The 24,506-nt window shown below is 40.4% G+C and carries 15 protein-coding genes; 12 read left to right on the top strand and 3 right to left on the bottom strand.

What is annotated here, in order from left to right; genetic code table 11:
- The first annotated feature begins 288 nt into the window (after positions 1–288).
- The 10 genes from J7E57_RS06965 to J7E57_RS06920 all read left to right on the top strand — a co-directional run bounded on the left by J7E57_RS06965 (position 289) and on the right by J7E57_RS06920 (position 15,562).
- Positions 289–501 carry a hypothetical protein gene (locus J7E57_RS06965; RefSeq protein WP_215126437.1) on the top strand — a complete coding sequence of 71 codons (213 nt, stop codon included), beginning with the start codon at positions 289–291 and terminating at the stop codon, positions 499–501.
- Between the two features lie 132 nt (positions 502–633).
- Positions 634–1,383: a hypothetical protein gene (locus tag J7E57_RS06960; protein ID WP_215126434.1), complete on the top strand. Its 750-nt coding sequence runs from the start codon at positions 634–636 to the stop codon at positions 1,381–1,383.
- 4 nt (positions 1,384–1,387) lie between these two features.
- Entirely contained in the window at positions 1,388–3,328 is a 1,941-nt protein-coding gene (locus J7E57_RS06955; protein WP_215126432.1) for a c-type cytochrome, read from the top strand.
- A 33-nt stretch (positions 3,329–3,361) separates the two neighbouring features.
- Positions 3,362–4,132: a DUF1080 domain-containing protein gene (locus J7E57_RS06950; RefSeq protein ID WP_215126430.1), complete on the top strand. Its 771-nt coding sequence runs from the start codon at positions 3,362–3,364 to the stop codon at positions 4,130–4,132.
- A gap of 402 nt (positions 4,133–4,534) precedes the next feature.
- Positions 4,535–6,022 (top strand): cellulase family glycosylhydrolase, encoded by a 1,488-nt coding sequence (locus J7E57_RS06945; RefSeq protein WP_251029830.1) that lies wholly within the window; start codon positions 4,535–4,537, stop codon positions 6,020–6,022.
- 375 nt (positions 6,023–6,397) lie between these two features.
- The gene (locus J7E57_RS06940) at positions 6,398–8,032 is read left to right on the top strand and encodes a TIM-barrel domain-containing protein (RefSeq protein ID WP_215126428.1); all 1,635 of its coding nucleotides are present in this window, start codon (positions 6,398–6,400) and stop codon (positions 8,030–8,032) included.
- Between the two features lie 45 nt (positions 8,033–8,077).
- Positions 8,078–10,240: an NPCBM/NEW2 domain-containing protein gene (locus tag J7E57_RS06935; RefSeq protein WP_251029829.1), complete on the top strand. Its 2,163-nt coding sequence runs from the start codon at positions 8,078–8,080 to the stop codon at positions 10,238–10,240.
- A 320-nt stretch (positions 10,241–10,560) separates the two neighbouring features.
- A complete protein-coding gene (locus J7E57_RS06930; protein ID WP_215126425.1) occupies positions 10,561–11,913 on the top strand; it encodes a glycoside hydrolase family 43 protein in 1,353 nt (450 codons plus the stop codon).
- A gap of 72 nt (positions 11,914–11,985) precedes the next feature.
- A complete protein-coding gene (locus tag J7E57_RS06925) occupies positions 11,986–13,509 on the top strand; it encodes a glycoside hydrolase family 43 protein (RefSeq protein WP_215126423.1) in 1,524 nt (507 codons plus the stop codon).
- A 124-nt stretch (positions 13,510–13,633) separates the two neighbouring features.
- Positions 13,634–15,562, top strand: coding sequence for a beta-L-arabinofuranosidase domain-containing protein (locus J7E57_RS06920; protein WP_215126421.1), 1,929 nt, complete (start codon positions 13,634–13,636; stop codon positions 15,560–15,562).
- A gap of 178 nt (positions 15,563–15,740) precedes the next feature.
- On the opposite strand, the gene J7E57_RS06915 is transcribed toward J7E57_RS06920, so the two are convergent.
- Complete coding sequence (locus tag J7E57_RS06915; protein WP_215126419.1) at positions 15,741–16,340, bottom strand: Crp/Fnr family transcriptional regulator; 600 nt, start codon at positions 16,338–16,340, stop codon at positions 15,741–15,743.
- A 125-nt stretch (positions 16,341–16,465) separates the two neighbouring features.
- Between J7E57_RS06915 and J7E57_RS06910 the strand changes: the two genes are divergently transcribed.
- Both J7E57_RS06910 and J7E57_RS06905 read left to right on the top strand, forming a co-directional pair.
- Entirely contained in the window at positions 16,466–17,191 is a 726-nt protein-coding gene (locus J7E57_RS06910) for a hydrolase (protein ID WP_215126417.1), read from the top strand.
- Positions 17,192–17,571: 380 nt separating this feature from the next.
- Positions 17,572–21,813, top strand: coding sequence for a two-component regulator propeller domain-containing protein (locus tag J7E57_RS06905; protein ID WP_215126415.1), 4,242 nt, complete (start codon positions 17,572–17,574; stop codon positions 21,811–21,813).
- 460 nt (positions 21,814–22,273) lie between these two features.
- On the opposite strand, the gene J7E57_RS06900 is transcribed toward J7E57_RS06905, so the two are convergent.
- A complete protein-coding gene (locus J7E57_RS06900; protein ID WP_215126413.1) occupies positions 22,274–23,350 on the bottom strand; it encodes an RICIN domain-containing protein in 1,077 nt (358 codons plus the stop codon).
- Positions 23,351–23,967: 617 nt separating this feature from the next.
- Positions 23,968–24,252, bottom strand: coding sequence for a hypothetical protein (locus J7E57_RS06895; RefSeq protein WP_215126411.1), 285 nt, complete (start codon positions 24,250–24,252; stop codon positions 23,968–23,970).
- Positions 24,253–24,506: the final 254 nt, after the last annotated feature.

The raw sequence follows: 24,506 nt of genomic DNA, 5'->3' as shown, positions 1-24,506 counted from the left end.
ATTAGTGCTTACCAATTTTACGGATCAAGGAAAAAAATCGGATACAAATATTTCCAATTCAATGCTATTATTTAGCAAAAAAGGGTTTTGAGCTGCCGATATAAAGCTTTTGCAACATTTTTAGCGGAAATTGAAAGATCTGATCTATTCTAAAACGTATCTCTGACTTAACTTCGATGTTAATAACCAATTATCCAAAAGAAGCTCATTCAGGCCTCTTATTTATATGAGAAATACAAAGAAAAGGAGTAAGGTGATATCCACACAAAAGGCTAAAATTTTCCGGTAATGGTACAGGTGCATCGCGTTATGGTGTGGTTACGGTTAAATCCGGTAATGGCCAAGCCAGAAGAAACGAAGACGGTTGAGTTAGACGTAAAAGTTGCTGATTTTGCTTATATGATGACGGGGAAAAGACTGGAACATCTAGGCAGGAGACTTTATGTTTCGACAGTGAAACTCCGCAGGCCATATTTCTCAAAAGCCGAAGATCGCTGTTAAATAGTGCATGGCGATAAAAGGAAAGAAACGGGTATACTGTTGATAAGTTATGAACCAGTCAGTAGCCCAATTTTAAAGATAATGCGAAACCAACACAACACACTTAATTAACCAAATATTATACAGATAAGCATGAATTTATATTCTTATTTTTTTATTGCCTGTGCATCGGCCTTTTGTTTGACGGGCGGGTCGGCTATTGCACAGGAGACCAAAGTTGAGCCAATAATCATTAAGGCTGAACGCAATATCCTGCTCAGGAGCTTTATTGATCTTAATGGTGGTAAACGGGTTACGCATGCCATTAGCATAGGTAGTCCGTTGCAAGTGCACTATACCTACGATGCCGACAATGGCCAATTGGTGCTATTGTGGAAAGGAGGATTTCTGGATGCGACACCAATGTGGCATGATAGGGGCGACGGTTCTTCGCGGCCACTCGGAAAGGCAATCCAGGTCGGCGATGCCATGCCCCAGATTCAGCAGTTGGCAACACTACAAAGTGAGTTTAAAAAAGACACAACCGGGTCAGGCTTCAAACCGAAGGGTTATACGCTTGATGCGTCGGGTCTGCCAGTATTTAAATACCGCACCTATGGATTGACTGTTAAGGATGCGACGAGGGTCATTGATGGTGGCCAGGGCATTCGACGTGAAATTGAGCTAGGGGGAAATGCCAATGATTTATACCTATGTCTCGCCAAGGCAGATAGAATCGAGCCGAAGGAGAATGGTAAATATGTTATTGTAGATAAAGCTTATTCCATTACAGTTGAGGAGGAAACAGCATTGAAACCTGTCATCAGAACCGTACAGGGAACTCAGGAACTCCTGGTTCCATTTCAACGTAAAATCATCTACTCCATTCTTTTTAACCAATAGCCAGATGAGTATTTATTTCAATTATTATAAAAACGGTATTTCGTGCCTGTTGACAATGACAGCTATATTGATGTCAATATGCTGCTTTGCCCAGGCAGAATCGCCAAAGGAAGAAGATTATTTTAAGATCATGAAAGTCCCCGCACCCGAAGGAGCAATCCTCGAAGTGGGCGGACTCTGTACGTTGCCTAACGGCGATCTGGGTGTCACCACCAGGAGGGGAGATGTTTTCATTGTGAAAAATCCGTCTTCACTGAAACCAACATTTCAAAAGTTTGCTTCGGGCCTTCATGAAGTACTGGGACTTGCCTATAAAGACGGATCACTGTACTGTGTTCAGCGTGGGGAGCTGACCAAAATGACAGATACGGACAACGACGGCATGGCTGACGATTTTGAGACCGTTTATGCCTGGCCGTTGTCTGGAAATTACCATGAGTATAGTTTTGGCCCTAAGCTAGCTGCAGATGGATCTTTTTTTGTAACCCTGAATCTTGGATTTCCGCCAACCTGGTGGAACCCGACAAGTATGGTTCCATGGAGAGGCTGGGCACTCCATATTTTTGAAGATGGAAGAGTAGAGCCTTGGGCTGCAGGTATGCGCTCACCCTGCGGAATTAGTATGATTGATGATCAGCTTTTTTATACTGATAATCAAGGCGATTGGGTTGGCTCTGGAAGTATTATGCAAGTGAAAAAGGGCGCATTTATGGGGCATCCGGCCAGCTTGGTGTGGGCTAATCTGCCACAGTCTCCAATAAAATTGACCACAGAACAGTTCTTTGCTAAGAATGAGACAAAGATGATTTACGACAGCAAGGGAAACAGTGTAAAGCCAGAGAACGATGTGAATGCAAAGGTGGTAACTGAGATGGATATGAAGAAGAACTTTCCTGAACTGCAAATACCCGCGGTGTGGCTGCCTCACGGAATTCTGGGTATTTCAAATTCTGAGATAGTAAAAATTCCTCAAGGCTCCTTTGGCCCTTTTGCTGGCCAGCTTCTGGTGGGTGATCAGGGACAGAGTATGGTTAGCCGCTTGTTTATGGAAAAGATAAACGGAGAATATCAAGGGGCCGCATGGCCCTTCAGAAGCGGATTTCAGTCGGGTATTGTGCGTCTGGCTTGGGGGAAGGATGGATCATTGTTCGCCGGCGAGACCAACAGGGGATGGGGTTCGGCCGGTGAGGCCACAGAAGGGATTCAGCGGCTGGTGTGGAACAATAAAATTCCTTTTGAAATGCGCAGCATCAAAGCCATGCCTGATGGGTTTGAAATAGCGTTCACCAAACCTGTTGATAAGAAATACGCCTTAGATCTTGCTTCTTATTCAGTGGAAAGCTTTATTTATAAATACCATAGTGTGTATGGAAGTCCGCCGGTAAATAGTCAAAAATGCAATGTAAAGGGCGTTCGCGTTTCAGCTGATGGCCTCACTGCCCGAATTATCGTAGCCAACCTGCGCAAAGGATATATTCACAACATTACTTTGGATGGTATTCGATCACAAGAGAACTACTATAGTCTGGTACATCCAACAGCATATTATACTTTAAATAATATTCCGGAAGGCAAAGCGCTTAGCCTTGCAGAAGTAAGTACCAAAAATTCGGCCTCAACTAAAACGCTGCCTTTGGCACAAAGCAAAAAGTCTTCATCAGGTGGAAAAACATCGGTAGTGAAAATTCCAACTTATGAGCAGGTGAAAGGGCTGCTAACTAAAAATACTTGTCTGGCCTGCCACAATCCGGATAAACGACAAGTTGGCCCCTCTTTTAAAGAGATTTCCACCAAAAAGTATACGGTTGGGGAACTAATAAGCCTGATTTATACGCCTAAACCAGAGCATTGGCCGGGTTATTCCACACCGATGCCGCCAATGACCAATGTTCCAAAAGATGAGGTTGCAAAAATTGCGAACTGGATCAAATCATTAAATAAATAATACATCAATAGCTAAAGAAAATCAATCAATAATATGAAACGATCAATATTAATTGTTGGGATACTCATAACAAATGCACTGCTCGTTCAGGCACAGCAACCTGCTAAGCCAGAAGATACGGAAGTATGGACCCCGGTACCCGCAAAGGTAAGTCCGGCTAAAGTGTCTGGAGGAGCACCTTCAGATGCCATACTTCTTTTTGACGGAAAAGATTTGGATCAGTGGGTAAATTCCGGCGATACTGCTTCAGCAAAAAAATGGAAGTTATCTGATGGGATCATGACAGTAGATAAATCCGTGGGTGATATCCAGACAAAAGAGAAGTTCATGGATTTTCAGCTTCACATTGAATACAGGATACCAGAAAATATAAGCGGAAGTGGTCAGGGCCGAGGTAACAGCGGTATTTTTCTGGCTGCTCTTCCCTGGGGTGCTGGCGGATACGAATTGCAGGTGCTGGACAATTACGACAATAAAACCTATGTAAACGGGCAGGCTGGTAGTCTCTACAAACAATCGCCGCCGATGGTAAATGCCTGTTTAAAACCAGGAGAGTGGCAAACCTATGATGTAGCCTGGACAGCTCCCCGTTTTAATGAGGACGGTTCTGTAAAGTCACCAGCTGTAGCAACAGTTTTTCAAAATGGCATTCTCGTGCAGAATGCGACCATACTCAAAGGGGACACCCCTTATATTGGCCAGCCAACCTACAGAAAACATGGCGCCTCACCAATTAAATTACAGAGTCATGGAGATAAAAGTGAACCGATCAGCTATCGCAATATCTGGTTAAGAAAATTGTAGCAAGTACCCCTCTGTTGATCGATTTTTTAATAGAAACCAATTATATACCTATATGAGAATAGTAAATTATCCTTTCGGCATCGTAGTCATCCCTATGTTTACGAGGTGCCAAAAACAAGAACTCGGAAGTCCGGCCGGGAAACAATCTATTGCAAAAGCAGTGAATGCTGGTTACCCAGGCATATGTCAATCTGGCTAAAGAAAGTGGTTTCAACACCATTCGAATTCCTTGCTCCTGGGATCTATATGGCCAACAGCAATACGGCAGCGCTTCAGCATGAAGTGAAAAGAAATCAGGTTTTTGACAATACGTGAGTTGAAATAAATTTTCAAAAGACTGGTAATAAAAAAAGCCTTCGACAATTTGAGGGTCGTGAAAAAATAAATTATAATCTAACCAAAATGAACAATATTATAAATATGAAAAATAGAAGTTACGGGATATTTTTAGGTTTCCTGATCGTTATCGCCTTATTCTCCTCATCCTGTAAGAAGTCGGAGGTTGCAGCAGAACTGGAAGTTTCTGCATTGGATATTAAAGCGCAGGCAGATGGCGAGCGTACAGAAGTGACGATTACCAGCAACGACGCATGGACAGCAGCTATCAATGATGCGGTGCCTTGGATAGAGATAGGTCGCACAGCGGGCGGAGCAGGTGCTACACAGTTACAGCTAAAATTTTCCGGTAATGGTACAGGTGCATCGCGCTATGGTGTGGTTACGGTTACATCCGGTAATGGCCAGGCCAGGAGAATTAAGATTACACAAGTAGGTAATTTATATCCAACATATAATTTATCGCCAAAAGCACCCGATGCAACCGGGATGAGCAGTACGGCTGTACAACTGGCGGCAAAAATGCATTTGGGAATAAATTTTGGCAATACCATGGAATCCCCAAAAGAAGGTGAGTGGCAGAATAGTAAACTGACCGAATCGTATGTGAAATTTGTAAAGCAAAAGGGATTCAATACGGTGCGGATTCCCTGTAACTGGAATTGGACTCATTTAAGTAATCCCGATAAAGTAGAAATTGACCCCGCATGGCTTAACCGTGTGAAAGAAGTAGTTGGATGGTGTGTAGCTAACGATATGTATGTGATGCTAAATACGCACGGAGATAATGGCTGGCTCGAAAATAATGTCAATGCGGCCAAGCAAGAGGAAATTAATGCGAGACTAAAAGCACTTTGGGAGCAGATTGCTACAACCATGCGTGATTTTGACGAGCACCTTATTTTTGCCGGCACGAATGAACCTGCGGTTGAAAATGCTGAGCAGATGGCCATACTCAATAGTTATCACGAAACATTCATCAAGGCGGTTCGTTCTACAGGAGGCAGGAACAGTTACCGGGTGCTGGTTGTGCAGGGCCCCAGCACTGACCCTACCAAAACTTTTACTTTGATGAATACGATGCCAAAAGACGAAATTCCTAATAAGTTGATGGTCGAGGTGCATGACTACACGCCTTCTACATTTACGATACTAACAGATGGAGATGTAAGTTGGGGCAAAATGGTTTACTACTGGGGGAAAGGGAATCACTCTACTATTGAGCCAGAACGCAACGCTACCTATGGAGAAGAGGATGTGATCGATACTGAATTCAAAAATATTAAACAGAAGTTTGTTGATAAAGGAATCCCTGTGATGTTGGGTGAATATGCAGCCTGGAGAAGGAATGCGATTAACAACCCGAATTATCTTCCTAAAGATCTGGCTATGCACAACAAGTCTGTAAATGACTGGACATATTATCTAACCAAACAGGCTAAAGCGAATGGTATTCTGCCATTCTATTGGGAGATAGGTTTTATGTTAGACAGAGCTAATAATGTGGTAAAGGACCAACCTATGTTAGATGCCCTTATTGCAGGAGGTAAGTAAATAGTAAGAGATACTATAAACCTGAGTTCGATTATTAAATCTCATTTTGTGACGTTTTAATCAAGTTTTCTGTTAAGGGGGCGTCACCCTGAATTTATTTCAGGGTCTTTCACACTAAAAAGATGCTGAAATAAATTCAGCAGGACGATAAAGCAAGATTAGGCGTACATAAGATATGATTTTCAGCAAATAATTATCGAACTCAGGTTATAACTAAATAGAATACAGTTTTGTAGAGGTTTATGTATAGGATTGAATTTAAAAAATCTGTGACTTTTAGGAGTCACAGATTTACTACATATAGGTAATGTTACTGAAACCATGAATTTAAACTTAAAATTAATTGTAATAAATAATTTCTTACTTAACTATTTTATGAAAAAAATCATCTTGTGTTTTAGTATTTGTCTTTTTATCCAAACAAATTTATTTTCTCAAAACTTAAAATTTGCGCCTATTACTCCAAGGTGGGCATTGGAACATATTGTTTGGGAGGATAGTGCCAACAACCAAGTTTCCTCGGAAAGACTTGTAAACTTATATTTAGCGCATAAAATGCCCGTGGGGGCTATTATTATTGATAGTCCGTGGTCAACAGCATATAATAACTTTGATTGGAATACAAAACGTTATCCAAATTCAACAGAGATGATCCATGGCTTCAATAAACGCAATGTAAAAGTGATACTGTGGTTAACCGGATGTGTAAATAGTACAGCTACAGATATGCCGATTCAAAAACACCCTTCATTTGATGAGGTTGTTGAAAAAAAATATGCAGTAAACAATGGCAAAATATCACATTGGTGGAAAGGTGATGGCTTGCACATAGATTTTACAAACAAGGATGCCGTAAAATGGTGGAATTCGCAACTTGATAAAGTTTTAATTGATGGAGTGTATGGATTTAAAGTGGATCAAGGTGAAATATATTTTGGCGATACCATTCAAACATCAATTGGGAAGTTAACGAACACTGAATTTCGTCCATATTATTACAATAGTATGTTTCAATACATTACTAGTCGCAAAGCTGAAGGAGCAATAGTTGGACGACCATTCTCACATCAGGGAGGTGTAGAAGCATCGGTAGAAAAATTAAGCCTTGGATGGTGTGGCGATTTCGAAGGTTCTTGGGCAGGTTTAAAACTTCAGATAAACAATATATATAAAAGTGCAGAACTCGGATACGGTGCTCCCGGATGCGAAATAGGTGGCTTTTTTGGAGCCCGTGCCGATAAAAAAGAACTGATACGTTATGCCCAGTTTGGTGCTTTAACTGCCAGCATGATAAATGGAGGCGAAAATGGTGCGTTTACAAATCATTTACCCTGGTATCATGGCAATGAGGCAACTTTATGTTACCAACAGGCGGTGTGGTTGCATAGTCAGTTAATTCCTTATTTATTCAGCACCATAGTAGATGTACATAAAACAAGTGGTTCGTTAATTAAAAATGTATCGTACAAACAAGAAAGCCACACGGTTGGTAATTATTTATTTACAAAAGCTATTACATCGGCAAACGATTCTGTAAATTTTAGTCTTCCAAAGGAAGGTAAATGGATGGATTTTTGGGCAAGAACTATTATTGACGGAGGTACAAATATTAGTAAAACATATCCACTTAACCAATTTCCTTTATTTATTAAGCAAGGGTCAATTATTCCAATGAATATCACAAATAGCTATTCGGGTATCGGCGATTCAACTTTAACTGGCAAACAAGCTATATACATTGTTCCAAACAGAGAGAAAACTGTATATCAATATTATCGACCGTTAGGAGAGGGTATTGAGTTTGATTCTATACGGATTACTCATGATGGTCAATTAAATGAATTAATTGTAGAAGGTAAAAATAAACTTCCATATGCATTTTTAATTCAACAAGTTGCTAAAAAACCCATTAAAGTGATTAACGCAGATGAATGGAAGTACAATGAAACTAAGCAGGAATTACTAATTCTTAAAAAAGGAAACAAGTTTAGTATTAAACTTATGTTCTAAAAAAAAACGAAAATTGAAACTTACACACACAGATTTAGATTAACAATGAATATCAGAAAGATAGTTTTACAGGTAACAGCTCTTTTTGCAGCGGGGGCACAGGCTCAAAACCCGACTATACAAACCATTTATACAGCCGATCCAGCGCATCCTATCAATTATAAATTAAAAATGAATGCAGCAAGTAAAAGCATATTTACGCTTGTCTTCGCTATTGTCTTAAGTTTAGTAAGCATAGGCACTCTTTCCGCACAAACTGTTTGGTTAGATCAACTGGATCTCAGCCCAGCTACACAGGGCTGGGGCATACCTAAAAAAAACAGGACGGTTGATGGCAACATCATGACCATCGCAGGCAAAACCTTTCAGCGTGGCTTCGGCACACACGCAGAAAGCGCTCTTTTTATTCAGCTCGATGGTAAGACAAATTCGTTTACCGCGCAGGTTGGCATTGATGATGAGGTGAAAGGACGTCAGCCCGCCGTAGAGTTTATTGTATTCGGCGATGGAGCGAAGCTTTGGTCGAGCGGTGTAATGCATGATGGTGATACTGCCCGGCTATGTAATGTGAAACTTTCGGGTGTGAAAAAACTTGAGCTTCGGGTAACAGACGGAGGAAACAGTAACAGCAGCGATCATGCAGACTGGGTAGATGCAAAATTTGAGGCGGTTGGTGTGGCAAGTTTTGTTACTTATTATCCTGTCCCAAGTGAGCCCTACATTCTTACCCCTAAGCCATCGGCAAAACCGAAGATTAATAGCGCAAGCGTTTTCGGTGTCCGCCCGGGCTCGCCGTTTCAGTTCAGGATACCTGCCACCGGAAACCGCCCAATGACCTTTCAGGTTACCGGCTTGCCTCAGGGACTAAAGCTGAATCAAAAAACAGGACTTATCACTGGTAAGCTTGAAAAAGCCGGCACTTACGTTGTTCAATTGAAGGCAAAGAATGGGAAAGGGATAGCCGAAAAAAGTTTACGCATTATCTGTGGTGATAAAATTGCACTTACCCCGCCAATGGGTTGGAATAGTTGGAATTGTTTCGCGGGAGAGGTTTCTGCTAAGAAAGTCAAGCGTGCTGCGGAAGTAATGGTGAAAAGCGGACTTGTAAATTACGGATGGAATTACGTAAATATTGACGACTACTGGCAAAATAACCGCGATTCGAAAGATCCTTCCCAGCAAGGTAAGTACCGGGACGAAGCTGGTAATATAGTTCCTAATAAAAGGTTTGGAGATATGAAAGCCCTGACAGACTATGTGCATGGTCTCGGTTTGAAGATCGGCATCTATACCAGTCCTGGTCCCTGGACCTGTGATGGCGGTGCCGGCAGCTATGGTTATGAGCGGCAAGATATCGAAACTTATACCAAATGGGGTTTCGATTATCTGAAATACGATTGGTGCAGCTATGGGGGAGTTATAAATGGAATACCTGATAACGACCCAAACAAAGTAGTCTTAATATCTTACAATGGAGGTTATCAATTGTCTACCGCCGTCAAGCCATACAAACTAATGGGAGATTATATCCGTCAGCAACCCCGCGACATTGTTTTCAGCTTGTGTCAGTACGGGATGTCGGATGTTTGGAAATGGGGCGATTCGGTAGGTGGAAACTCTTGGCGTACAACGAATGATATAACAGACAACTGGTCCAACGTTAAAGGGATTGCATTAGCACAGGATCAGGCTGCAGCCTGGGCCAAACCCGGTAACTGGAACGATCCGGACATGCTGGTTGTAGGAACAGTAGGCTGGGGTAGCCCGCATCCGAGCTTGCTTAGACCAGATGAGCAGTATCTTCACGTAAGCCTTTGGAGCCTTTTCTCAGCTCCTCTGCTAATTGGTTGCGATATGGAAAAGCTCGATGCCTTTACCCTGAATTTATTGACAAACAATGAAGTGATTGCTGTTAATCAGGATGCGCTTGGCAAACAGGCTACCTGTGTTCAGACTATCGGAGATTTGCGCATTTATGTAAAAGAATTGGAGGATGGCAGTCGTGCAGTAGGCTTTTGCAACTTCGGTCTGGAGAAAGTGGATATCTCTTACAAGGATCTGGAAAAGCTTGGTATTTCAGGAAAGCAAAAGGTGCGTGATCTTTGGCGTCAGAAAGATATTATAACAATCTATGCAGACAAAGAGGCTCTTTCGGTGAAGGTTCCGATGCACGGAGTGGCGCTGTACAAATTTACGCCGGTTAAATAGTAGGACAAGACTCTTAACCTCAGTCGATTTATAAGCAAAGAGGCTTTATATGCCTCTCATTTATCTAATGGAAGCGCATTCGTTGATGAAAAGCAGGTATTACAAGTGACAGATAGTTTGTACATCCAGGGAATGGCAGGACTGATTGCTGGTGGCGGGAAAAACTCAGTATACCTTTTTACGATAATTTACTGATCAAGGGCAAAAATGCTCCTGTGCCGAAGCCTTCTCTTGCAGCACCAGGACAACTGCCGATCTATATCATTAAATAATTCTAAAATTAATTGCAATTATAATACACACACAGATTTAGATCAACAATGAATATCAAAAAGATAGTTTTACAGGTAACCGCTCTTTTTGCAGCAGCGGGGGCGCAGGCTCAAAACCCGGTTATACAAACCATTTATACAGCCGATCCGGCGCCGATGGTACATAAAGATACCGTTTACCTGTACACCGGGCACGATGAAGATAAATCGACTACGTTTGTGATGAAAAACTGGCACTGTTTCACATCTACCGATATGGTGAACTGGACAGACCGTGGATCGCCCCTGTCTGTTAAAACGTTCATCTGGGCGAAGCAAGATGCCTGGGCTGGGCAATGCATTGCCAGAAATGGAAAGTTTTACTGGTATGTACCCATGACCCATGAAACGATGGGAATGTCAATCGGGGTGGCTGTTTCTGATAGTCCTACAGGTCCGTTTAAAGATGCACTTGGAAAACCACTGGTTCACAGCGGTTACGGAGATATCGACCCCACAGTATTTATTGATGACGATGGTCAGGCATATCTCTATTGGGGGAACCCTTATCTTAAATACGTAAAATTGAATCCGGATATGATTTCTTACGCTGAAGAGGTAGTTACGGTGCCGTTGAATAAAGAAGGTTTTAATGTACGATATAAAGATGTTGATAAAAGACCTTCAGCATACGAAGAAGCTCCATGGTTTTACAAACGCAAAAACCTGTACTATATGCATTATGCTGCAGGAGGTGTGCCTGAACATTTGGCTTACTCAACCAGTACAAGTCCTACCGGACCATGGGTTTACCGGGGTACCACTATGCGGGTAATTGGCAAGGGAGGTGCTTTTACCAATCATCCAGGTGTGATCGATTATAAAGGCAAATCGTATTTGTTTTATCATAACGGTGCATTGCCAGGTGGTGGTGGTTTTACCCGTTCCGTTTGTGTGGATGAGTTTCAGTATAATAAAGATGGGAGCATTCCGAGGATAACTCCAACAACCGAAGGTGTAAAACCTGTTGAACATTTAAATCCATTCATCCGCCAGGAAGCGGAAACTATAGCCTGGGAGCAGGGAATTGAAACCGAACGCAGCAACAATGCGGGAGTTTATGTAACCGAAATCAACAATGGCGATTTTATCAAAGTCCGAAGTGTTGATTTTAAGAACGGAGCAGGAATATTTCAGGCAAATGTTTCATCGGCATCAGGTGGTTTTATCGAAATACATATGGACAGCCTCGACGGAGAACTATTGGGGGGCTGTGAGATTAAAAAGACTGGAGGCTTGCAAAGTTGGACCACCGTTTCAACTAAAGTAAAGAAGACAAAGGGTGTTCACGATATGTACTTTGTTTTTAAAGGCAGTCAAGGCGATCTGTTCAATTTCAACTGGTGGAGATTCGATAAATAAAATCTTCCTTAAAGAATAATTAATCAACTGAAAATTAACCCTTAACGGGTATTTATTAGATAAAATAAAAACATGTTTAGAAAAAAAGTATTGTTAAGTACAGTCATTGTTATGGCTTTTGTAGGAGGCAGAGAATTCGCAAAAGCGCAGACGAAACCGAAAATGGTTAGAGAAAAACTGGCAGAAAAATTCGCAAATGTTTCGCCAAAACTTACCTCCAATAATGCCAATCCTTTATTAGATTTTATGTTTACGGCCGATCCAACAGCCGTAGAATACAATGGAAGAATTTATGTGTATGCCACTAATGATCATCAACAGTATGAGCATGTAGGAAAGGATGGGAAAAATTCATACGAGCGTATCCGTACACTGGTGATGATGTCTTCCGATGATATGGTTAACTGGACCTATCATGGTCTTATCAATACTGCCGAACTGGCACCATGGAGCCAGAATTCCTGGGCGCCTTCCATTACATCCAGAAAGGAAGCAGATGGCAAGACACACTTCTATCTGTATTACTCCAATAGTGGTATTGGCACAGCCATGCTTACTTCCACCTCTCCGGTTGGCCCATGGAAAGACCCACTAGGGAAGAATATAGTTGACCGTTCTGTTCCCGGTGTGGATGTTGATGCTCCATTTGATCCCGGAGTTGTGATTGATGACCAGGGTACAGGCTGGCTTACTTTTGGAGGCGGATCGCCTAAAACGAAATATATGCCGGATAATGCCAGAATCGTTAAATTGGGAAAAGATATGATCAGTTTGGCCAGCGATGTTGCTAAAATACCCGCCCCTTATTTTTTTGAGGCAAGCGATCTTAATTTCATCAACGGAACCTGGGTTTATACCTATAATACAAATTGGGAAGAACGCACAGAATGGCCTTATAGCAATATCGACAAACCAACGAAATGCAACATGTCTTATATGACCAGTAAAACACCCTTAAGTCCGGACAGTTGGAAGTATCGCGATAATTATTTTAAGAATACTGGCGATGATAATATAGGCCCATGGACAAACAATCACACTCACCTGTTCAAGTTTAAAGGTAAATATTATATTGCTTACCATGCCATGTATTTACAGGATTATTTTGGCACCAAGGGCGGTTTTCGTAATGTGGGTATCGAAGAAATGCAGGTTGATGAAAAGAATGTGAATTTCCAAATGGGCAAAGCAACTTTTAAAGGTACGTCACAACTTAACCCATTAAATCCGTTCGTTCTTCAGCAGGCAGAAACTACTGCAGGCACTTCGGGGCAAGTTCAGTTCGAAGCTCTTGATAATCCAGGCAATATGGTTGCCAAAGGAAAAGCAGATCAACAATGTCTTATGGTGAGGGGAGCCGATTTTAGCAAACAGATCCCTTCCAAATTCGAAGCCAGGGTAAAAGGAAAAGGCAGAATTGATGTCTATGTCAATAATCTTAAAGGTACTCCTCTTGTTTCCCTTACATGTGATGAGAAGGAATGGACTACACTTTCAAAGAAAATAGACCTGAAAATAGATAAAGGAGTAGAGAATATCTATTTCGTGTTTAATGGAGCGGGTTTTTTATTTGATGAATGGAAATTCATTCGTTAATTCCGATTGCAGGTTTATTTAAGGCAGAATGCAATTTTACGAACAGAAAAGACATGGCAGATTTTTTTATAGGACTAAGCTGCTTAATGCTTAAAATTGTAATAATAGAACACGAATAATTTTTATGAATCAAATATTAAGGAAAATAATGGCTGGCAGAACTTTAGGTTGTCTGTTTAAGGATAGTTTGCGTAGGAATAATCCCCATGGCTACAGCTATTTAAATGGTAAAAGCTTAACCATCCTGTTTTTGTTTGTGGTAAACTGCACGCTGGCAAATGCCCAAAGTACGGCTAAGCTCATTGCTTTTCAGGCAAACGATGTAAAATTAAATGCGTCTTGGATCCTTGAAAGGGAAGCCTTAAATACCACTTATATCGGTTCTCTGGATGCCGATCGGTTGCTTCATAATTTTAGGATAAATGCCAGACTTCCATCTACGGCAAAGGCATTAGAGGGTTGGGAAAGTCCCAGTATCGGTTTACGTGGTCATTTTGTTGGTCACTACCTTTCGGCTGTCTCGATGGTGATTGAACGGTATCATGAGCCCGTTCTCTCCAAAAGGCTCGAATATATGGTCACTGAGCTTGCCAAATGCCAGCAAGCCCTTGGTAAGGGGTATCTCAGCGCATTTCCCGAGTCTGATTTTGAGAAACTGGAGACAAAATTTACTGGAGTCTGGGCTCCTTATTATACTTATCATAAAGTGATGCAGGGGCTTTTAGATGTTTACACGCACACTGGTAACCAAAAGGCACTGGAGATTGTTAATGGTATGGCAGGATACGTAAAATTAAGGATGTCAAGGCTTGATAATCAAACCATTGAAAGAATGCTTTATACCGTAGCGGCAAACCCCGAGAATGAACCTGGGGCAATGAACGAGGTATTGTACAAGTTATATAGAATTACAAAGAATCCAATGCATTTTGAGCTTGCAAAGCTATTTGACAGAGATTGGTTTCTGCAGCCTCTTTCTAAAAATCATGACATTCTTAGCGACCTGCATGCCAATACCCATTTGGTTTTGGTTAATGGCTTTGCTCAACGATATAGGCTCAGCGGTGAGCAAGCATACCATGATGCGGTACTGAATTTTTGGAATATTCTTGAGCATGACCATACTTATGTCAATGGATCAAGCAGTGGTCCACGCCCAAATGTAACTACGCCAACTTCGCTCTCTGCAGAGCATTGGGGACTTCCAGGACACTTGAGCAACACGATGACGAAAGAGATTGCTGAATCATGTGTTACCCATAATACCCAAAAGCTTACCGCGGAACTGTTCACGTGGACAGGGAAGCCAACGTATGCCGATGCTTATATGAATGCTTTTTATAATGCAGTACTGCCTACCCAGAATGACCAGAATGGAACCTGCGTCTATCATCTTCCCCTTGGTTCACCAAGAACAAAGTTTTTTTTAAAGGAAAACGATTTTCGCTGCTGTAATGGAACGGCAATAGAAGCATTTGCAGGTCTTAATGCCAATATTTATTTCAAGGATTCATCAAGCCTTTGGATCAATCAATATATCCCTTCCAGGCTCAATTGGCGTGAAAAAAAGCTTACCCTTAACCAAACGGGTAATTTTCCAAAAGACAAGGAAGTTTTATTTTCTTTTTCAGCTGAAAAGGATATCCGGCTAACCGTTAACTTATTTGTTCCCTCATGGGCAAATGAGTTGAAGATTTATGTGAATGGGCGTTTGCAATCCCAAACTGCTGTTGCAAATTCTTTTGTGCGACTGGATAGGGTATGGAGAAACAAGGATCAGATTAAATTGGTATTTGACTATCGTTTTAGAATCGAGCGCATGCAGGATGACATGAACAAAGTTGCTTTTTTTTATGGGCCTACATTGTTGGCTTTCGTTACTGATACCGAACTCGCATTGAGGAGCAAACCTGAGCAGTTATTAACAAACCTATCCATAATTGATTCTGCATCGTTTCAATTGAAGGATGGTAAACATGTTTATACATTACGTCCTTTTTATGGCATAAGTAAAACATCCTATGGTGTTTATGCATCGATCAGGGAATATTAGACCATTTAACTGTTGGTGATTTAGGTACATTTGTGTTTTTCGAAAACCGTTAATTGCAGCCATTAGGAACACTATGGTTTATTTTTTGGATCACTGGCTAAATCACCAAAGAGATCAAAAGATTAAATTTGAAGTATACTGTGGTGAGACAACCTCTTTTTTATCCCGGATTTCAAAATTACGGCTTTCGTAAGCCACTGCTTTTCATCTTGCTTAAGAATTCAGGTGTAACGCCTATATAACCAGCGATGTACTTTTGTGGCAATTTGAGCATCAGGTCTGGATATTTGTTATAGAAATTCCAATAGCGCTCTTCTGCACTGAGGCTGAGAATTTCCATCGTGCGTACCTGAAAATCAATTAATGAACGTTCGGTCAAAATCCGGAAGTATTTTTCGAAAACTGCACCTGATAATAACAACTTTTCTTTAGTCTCTTTTGTAAAGAATATGATTTCAGTATCAACTATGGCCTGGATGTTCAGCTGGCTTGGTTTGTCATTGTAAAAGTTCTGCAAATTTCCTGTCCACCAGCCAGGCGTTGAAAATCCAAGAATATGCTCTATACCTTTATTGTCTAAAATGTAAGTCCTCAGGCACCCGCTTAATATATAGCAACTCATGGCTGTTACTCCACCCTCATGGAGAAGGTATTGATTCTTTTTTACCTTCCTGTACTGAACCAAGGAATTTAGTGCCAAGATTTCATCCTCGCTCAAACTCACATAGGTTTTGATATGGTTTTCGAGTGAAGAAGTGTCAAATTTGGGGCCAGTCATCTGAGTAAGTTTAGGCATTTCTTAATCTAGGTTAAGTCAATTCAATAAGGTACATTATTTCACTGACGCATGCAAAGTTCTAATTTTGACTTATTAAACGACAATAACTTTAAAAAATAAATTTTATGAAAAAATTAATGAATTCGTCAGTTCTAAAGGTACTATCGATCATATTCGTTTTAGGCCTGAATTTTACAGTAGTGAGCGCTCAGCAGAAAAAAACGACGCTGATCAATCCAGATGATGCTGTTTTCTTATTTGTCGACCATCAGAGTGGCTTGGTTCAAACCATTCACAGTATGCCGGTTGGTGATTTAAGAAGAAATCTTACCGCTCTTGCAAAAGCATCCCAATTGTTGCATATCCCTGCCATTTATACTGCATCCGTTCCGACAGGACCAAATGGTCCTACACTGCCTGAGGTAAAAGACAATGCCCCAAATGCTAAGTATGTTATCCGACAGGGAGAAATTAATGCTTGGGATAGCAAAGAATTCGTTAATGCAGTTAAAGCTACAGGTAAAAAGACCCTCATTATCTCCGGTATGTGGACTAGCGTGTGTGTAGTCTATCCTGCCTTGTCTGCCCTTGGAGAAGGCTATACCGTTTATGCAGTTGCAGATGCCAGTGGAGATATTACGCCTGAAGCACATAACCTGGCTATGCTCCGCTTAACCCAGGCAGGCGCAATCCCGGTAACCTGTGGCGCCGTACTTCCTGAATTGATGAAAGACTGGAGAAGGAAAGAAGCCGGAGATTTTGCTAAGATACTGGCGGAAATGGTGCCTAATTTCCAGGCTGTTATTGAACAATACTATAAAGCCCAGGAAGTTGCAAAATCAGAAAAATAAATAGGCGGCCCCTGTATCCTGATTATACATAAAATATCAAGCCAATAAGAAATAGTTGCTCATAAAAAAGCAGCTATTTTTTTTAACCTCTGCTGTAGTTATAACTTTATTATCATGGAAATAGGAATAGAGAGTTTTGCTTCGGCAATGTATGGTGCAAATAATACATTAAGCTATAATTTTCGTGTTTATTAAAAAATATCAAAATATAAGCGTAGCTTGGTTATGTCAATATTAAACAGCCGTTTTGTAACCAAATTTTATTTTAAATTAATTATTTGAAGGTAATAATGCTTCTGTATTGAGTAGAATATATGTTTCGGATTTTAATTTTAATAAGCACATTCCTACTGTGTAATTCTCTTTTTGCTCAAGAAGGTTTGTACCAATTTTCTCATCTGGATATTGCTAACGGCTTATCTGATAATCAAGTAAAAGCCATATATAAAGATCATAAAGGATTTATGTGGTTTGGGACCCAGGCTGGCCTCAACCGCTATGATGGGCATGAATTTAAGGTATTTAAACATAATATAAAGGATAGTACCAGTATCCCTGATGATTATATTTTAAACATATTTGAAGGGCCGGAGAAAAATTTATGGATTAAATCTGGCAGCGGTTTCAGTATTTATAATCCTTTGACAGAAAAATTTGAGCCTTTTCAGGATAAACACCTTAAAAAATATAAAATTCCGGGCGGATACCTTAAAGAGATACAAACCAATAATAAGGGAAAGTACTATTTCTACCTTGAAAATCAAGGCATTTTTTGTTATGATGCGAAAAGTAATACAACCACCAGGTATGCGCATAAAAATGGAATAGTAAACTCCTTGTACGCTAACGAAATAAGTTATTTTTTGGATGACCAAAAAGGTAATTTGTGGGTTATTTATACCAACGGCGTTCTTGATAAGTTTAACCTTGAAGAGCAGCGGGTAACAAACAGGTATTTTGCAATAAACAAACGTTTTGGAGGTCAGGTAAGCGATTTCCATCTCAACTACGATTCGGGAGGCAATATTTTTATTTATAATATGAGTAACCCTTTCGGGTTATATTATCTTAATGGAAAAAGTAATACCTTCCGTTATTTTGGAAAGAAGCCAGATCATTCAGGCCTGAGTTCGAATAATGTAAGTTCCATTATAGAGGGAGATCATGGAAATATCTGGATCGGGACCGATCATGGTGGAATTAATATCTTAAATAAGCTAACCAACAAAATAAGTTATATTTTAAGTAAAGAAGATGACCCCAGGGGATTAAAGCAGAACAGCATTGTTACCTTATACAAAGACAATAACGGAATAATCTGGATTGGCACCTTTAAAAAAGGGATCTGCTACTATCATAAAAGCATTTTTAAGTTTCCGCGAAATGAGTATTTAACAGGGAAAAATACGATATATAAAGACGTTAATTCATTTGCGGAAGATAATAAGGGGAATTTGTGGATTGGAACAAACGGCACGGGTTTGCTGTATTTAAACAGAAGCACAGGCGAAATTACAGCATATCGTAATAATCCTGCCAACAATAACTCTTTAAGTAGTGATGTTGTTGTAAGCCTTTACATCGATCATTCGGGCCTCTTGTGGATTGGAACCTATTTAGGCGGGCTTAATTCTTTTGACGGAACTAAATTTACCCATTATAAGCATACTACAGATCCTTCCAGCCTTTCAGATAATCGCATTTATGCTCTGTTAGAAGATTCATCCAACAGGCTTTGGGTTGGTACTTTAAGTAGTGGATTGGACTTGTTTGACCGGAATACCAAAACCTTTAGGCACTTTAATTCAACAGTTAAGAACACACTAAATTCTAATATCATTAATTGTTTATATGAAGATAAACTTAAAAGGATCTGGATTGGCACTACCCGTGGAGTTAGTATGCTGGATCCCAAAACCTTTGAATTTACTCATTTAATTAATAACAGTAAGGATACGAACAGCCTGGTGCCCGGTAATGTACATTCCATTATTGAAGATAGCAGAGGATGGATGTGGATAGGTACCCGTGAGGGTATAAGTATATATAATCCTGCAACAAAAACCTTTAATAATTTAAGCGAGGAAGTCGGGCTGCCCGAAAGTGCTGTTTTGGAGTTGCTTGAAGATGAAAATCATCATATTTGGTATAGTTCGCAAAAAGGCCTTTACAAGATCTCCGTGGTTGCCGAAGGGGGAAATTATAGATTTATATACAGTAAATACAATGAGGCCGACGGATTGCAAGGTCCCACATTTAATATGAATGCTGTATACAAAACAAAAGCCGGTGAACTGATTTTTGGAGGGGCAAACGGCTTCAACATTTTTAGGGCGGGCCAAATTACTAAGGAGCAGTATCCTTCAATACTGGTAATAACAGGCTTAGAAATGTTTAATCATAACATACAGGTTGGAGAAAGTATTAACGGCCATATTATTTTGCCAAAAACAATAACAGAACTTGAAAATTTAACCTTTACCTATAAAGAAAACATCTTTTCACTCGAATTTGCATTGCTCAATTATATTAATCACAGCAAAATAACTTATAAATACAATTTAGAAGGATTCGATAAACATTGGCTTACAGTCCCTGCAGAAATGCGTAAGGCCACTTTTACAAATCTTGATCCCGGAAATTACACCTTTCATGTAAAAGCTTTTAACGGAAACGATCCTGTACCACTGGCAGAGTCGCACTTGAAAATTACCATTTTGCCTCCTTTCTGGCGAACCACATGGGCATATATACTGTATATTTTAGCAATTGGCTTTTCATTGCTATTTATTCGGAACAGAGGGATCAAAAAGTTAAGGAAGGAATTTGCCTTAGAGCAGGAAAGGATCCAAGCCAGGCAATTACAGGAGCAGGAGAGAATTCAAGCGTTGCAATTACGACAGCAGGACCGTAAAGAAGCTGAAAGATTGCGTGAGTTGGATTTATTGAAAATTAAATTTTTAACAAATCTGAGCCATGAATTCAGAACGCCTATTTCATTGATTCTTGCTCCTGTAGATAAACTTTTAACGGAGACCAAAGAAACTGGACGTTACGGTCAGCTGGCGATGATTAAAAGGAATGGAAAGCGTTTACTAAACCTGGTAAACCAGCTGCTCGATTTCCGTAAAATGGAAGAGCAGGAATTGCAATTACATAAGAGCGATGGTGAAATTGTATCCTTTATTAAAGATGCTACAGACTCATTTTATGATCTGGCAGAACGCAAGCAGATAAAGTTTGCTTTTAAAAGTGCTATTGAAAATCTACATGTATCGTTTGATCACGATAAGATTGAGCGGATATTGTTCAATTTACTTTCAAACGCATTTAAATTTACGCCATCAGCAGGAACCATAAGTGTTGAATTACAAAAGCTGCCGCATCAGGGAGAAGATGGCTGGGTTTCATTGGAGATAAAAGTGATAGATTCAGGAATCGGGATAGCAAAAGATAGGCAGGAAATGATCTTTGAACGGTTTTTTCAAAATGAAACGTCCTCATCCATCCTTAACCAAGGATCAGGAATTGGCTTGTCCATCACCAAAGAGTTTGTCAAAATGCACGGAGGTGAAATATTGGTAGAAAGTGAACCGGGTTTAGAAACTTGTTTTACCGTACACCTAAGACTCGCTTCCAGTTCAATTTCGGTGCAGGAGCAAAATGATGTTAAAAATGCTGAATTGTCATATACAGAAACAGATGAAACCATTATAAGCATACCGCTTACAAAAAGTAATGAACATGCTTATGATAGCTCCATAACCACTGAAAAACAATTATCTTCCGATGAAAAAAAGGATGAAAGTGAGTGTTCTGAGATAGATACCCGCTTAACAAATGTGCCTCTTGTTTTGTTAATTGAAGATAATGAGGATTTTAGGTTTTACCTAAAAGATAACTTAAGATCTTTTTATAAGATAGTAGAGGCCTCGAATGGTAAGGAAGGCTGGCAAAAGGCCCTTGCATTGCATCCTCATCTTATTGTTTCAGATATAAACATGCCTGAAATGAATGGCACTGAATTATGTAAAAAACTGAAAGGGGATGACAGGACCAAACATATCCCAATTATATTATTAACAGCTTTAACTGCTGAGGAAGAACAGCTTAAAGGCTTAGAAACAGGAGCGAATGATTACATGACCAAGCCCTTTAATTTTGAAATCTTAAATTCAAAAATAAAGAATCTGCTCACGCTTCATCAAACATTTAAGAAAACTTATTCCAGACAGATCAGTATTCAGGCGCCGGAAATAGAAATCGAATCTACCGATGTTAAATTCCTTAACGAAGTATTGCCTTATATTGATGCAAATCTTGATAAACCTGAGTTGTCTGTTGAGGATTTAAGTAAGCATATGAGGATGAGCAGAGTATCTTTGTATCGAAAGTGTTTGCAGGTAATGGGTAAAACACCTGTTGATTTTATCCGATCTGTTAAGCTGGAGAGAGCAGCCGTATTATTAGAGAAAAGCGATAAAACAGTTTCAGAGATATGTTATATGGTAGGTTTTAGCGCCCCTAATTATTTTGCTAAGTCGTTTAAAGCAAAATATAATGTAGCACCATCCGAATATATGGCAGAAAAAAGGAAGGCCAATAAAGATAAAGACCTTTAAATTTAAAAAAACAGAACAAAATCCGAATTGATGCGAACCAAGTCATATTAACCAAATCTTAGAGCCAGTTTAAATTTGATACAAATATTTTACTTATCTAACTTTTTTATCACACTGAGGGGTAATTTATTTTATAAAAATCAATATAAATGACAGAAGAATTTTAAAGAGATGAGTTTGATTAGAAGTGTCGTCATCTCGACCGTAGCGGAGAGATCTTTAAATTTGATTTTAATAACATAGTTCAAAGATCTCTCCACTCCGCAATGCTTCGGTCGAGATGACGATCATTCCCTTGGAGTCTGTCAATGGTAGCCTGTCGAAGGACCTGTTTAAATACGCTTTAAAGTATTTCGACAGGCTCTCCGTAGGAGTCCTTTGGACAACATGACAGCTCTGAGGTGAAATCGCCTTTATGATACACCCTCTTCCATTCGATAGTAGCTACAGCTCTGCTTCTCTACATCCCGTCTGATCGCATTGCAAAAACTAATTTTACATGTCTAAAGGCATTTGTTTCACTCCATTCATTGTCATAGTTTAAACCGTAAGGCCAAAAATGCCCGCCTCCGGTGTGTATTACACCACTAGTGCCATCAAAAATTTTAACAAGTGCAACTGTGTTTGCGCCCAGGAAATCGCCTGTACCAGTATTTGATGTCCATCCGCTGCTTAGACCCACGCCATAGGTGTGGGCAATTTCGTGCATTGCCGTACGCACATTCTGGTAACTGGTATTTGCACCAAAACGTATGTTTCCGTTTGTACTGCCATCGGCTGTGGGCACACCTGTGTTATATTGTACGGTAAGTGTGCGGGCGGGCCAATTGGCGCCTGCGTTATATCTTGCACAGGCGTCATTCATAGCGTTGGTAATTCGGGTGACCACGTCAGCCGGTACCCCTGTACTGTTAAGCACCCAATTCAGTTGACCGCCTGCATTGACCGTTAACAAAGACCATTGCTGGTTTTCTCCGCCATTGTAAGCCCATTGCGCAACATTGGCACCATCAGCGATTGACTGGTTGGCAACTTCAAGGTCCTTACCACTGTTTCGGTTAATAATGCGGTAATACCCGTTGCCCAATGAGGTAAATTGCCACTGCTGGTTTGTAGCACCCGAATAGGTAGATATATTCACATTATCCCCATCAGCTGTTCCCGCCTGGTCTACCTGAAGTCCTTTGGCGCTATGGACACCAATAACCGAATAGTAACCACCGGAAAGCAGGGTCAGGGTCCATTTTTGATTTGTTCCGCCTGTACCGCCATATTGCGAAACATTCGAGCCATCAGCAGTCTGAAAACCACCAACATCGAGTACTTTTCCACTTTTGCGGTTCACAATATAAAAGGTGCCATTGGTTACGGACAGCGGGGTTTCGTTTGGCGGTATTGCGCTCAGTTTTGCCTTCACCGAAAGCTGATCCTTGCTGTCTGGATCCGGAAGATCGTTTTTTCTGCAACTGCCAAAAAATAAAACAAATCCGAGCATCAATATGCCGGCTGAGGGTAAAGTAAATGATTTTGTTTTCATAAAATTAGGTAAGAATGAATGAACAGGCATATGAACATGTTCGTTTGGTTATTTAAAGAGGACATATGCTACTCGTTTTAGGTGAGCCCCTCCTTTTATGATCAATAAAAACTATTTAATCACCTTGTTTAAAAAGGTTCATCCTTTTAAAACGATCTGGTTTATAAGGCTTTTGGTTTATCCCGTAATCACGTGCCCATTCCTTACTGCTGCTGCCTAAACAGCGGTAAGGATTAAAAGAATTGTAAAAGATACTTCTGGTAGTTTACCAGATTTTTATACTTGGTTGAAACAAATTAACCATAAAAAATGTGCTTGTAGTGAGGGGTAATCTAATATAAATTAGGGGGTAAACTCCTCGTTTCCCTGTTTTATTATAAGATGTTAAACTAAATAGGAGAAAAGCAATCTTTTATAAGCGTCTTTTTTACGTTTATTTTGCTTGGATTTTGGAGAAATCTGCCTGTTCGCTATCTCTTCAATTATGCGCTATAAATCCATATAAACACATCATGCAAAAAAGAATTGTATGGGAAAGAAAAAGCTGTGGAAAATGGGCAAAGCTGGGCTATCCGCTCATACGCCTGCAGGCCTTAACCACGCGCCGGTACCCGCTGTTATTCCTGTTGTGGGGTAATAGGTATTTCAACGATCCGATGTAATTGGTCATTACTTAAAAGTCCTGCCTCCCGGAATGGCTGAGGCTGCTGGAACATCTTTTTCTGGTGCATCTCTGTTGCCGGAGTAGGGCGCGGTCCTTTCATCGGATCTGGAGAAAGCGACTGCCGGGAAACCATTGTTTCTTCCCTGTCCATTGATCGGAGGAGGCTGGTGAGATCAAAGCAGCGTTTGACGATCACCTGGATCGCTTCGCCCTCTATCTGCAGTTTTCCATGAACCATAGGTAGTCTGGACTAGATGATTTCTTTTCGGAATTTTCGAACAGGTTTTCAAATACGACCAGGTTGGTAAATCCTGTTTCATCCTCAATGGTGATAAAACATACGCCTTTGGCTGTACCAGGGCGAGACCTGCTACTTTGACGGTCTGTCCGTCTTTTGCCTGGGCGAGGTACTGGGTTGGAAATAACCAAATATATCATTCCGGTTAATTTACAGTTAGTTACCTTCAATCAGTGCGTGTAGTAATTTGACAA

This window comes from Pedobacter sp. ISL-64 (genome assembly GCF_018613605.1).
Classification (GTDB): domain Bacteria; phylum Bacteroidota; class Bacteroidia; order Sphingobacteriales; family Sphingobacteriaceae; genus Pedobacter.
The sequence above is the reverse complement of the archived record's forward strand: the minus strand, read 5'-3'. Positions and strand labels throughout refer to the sequence as shown.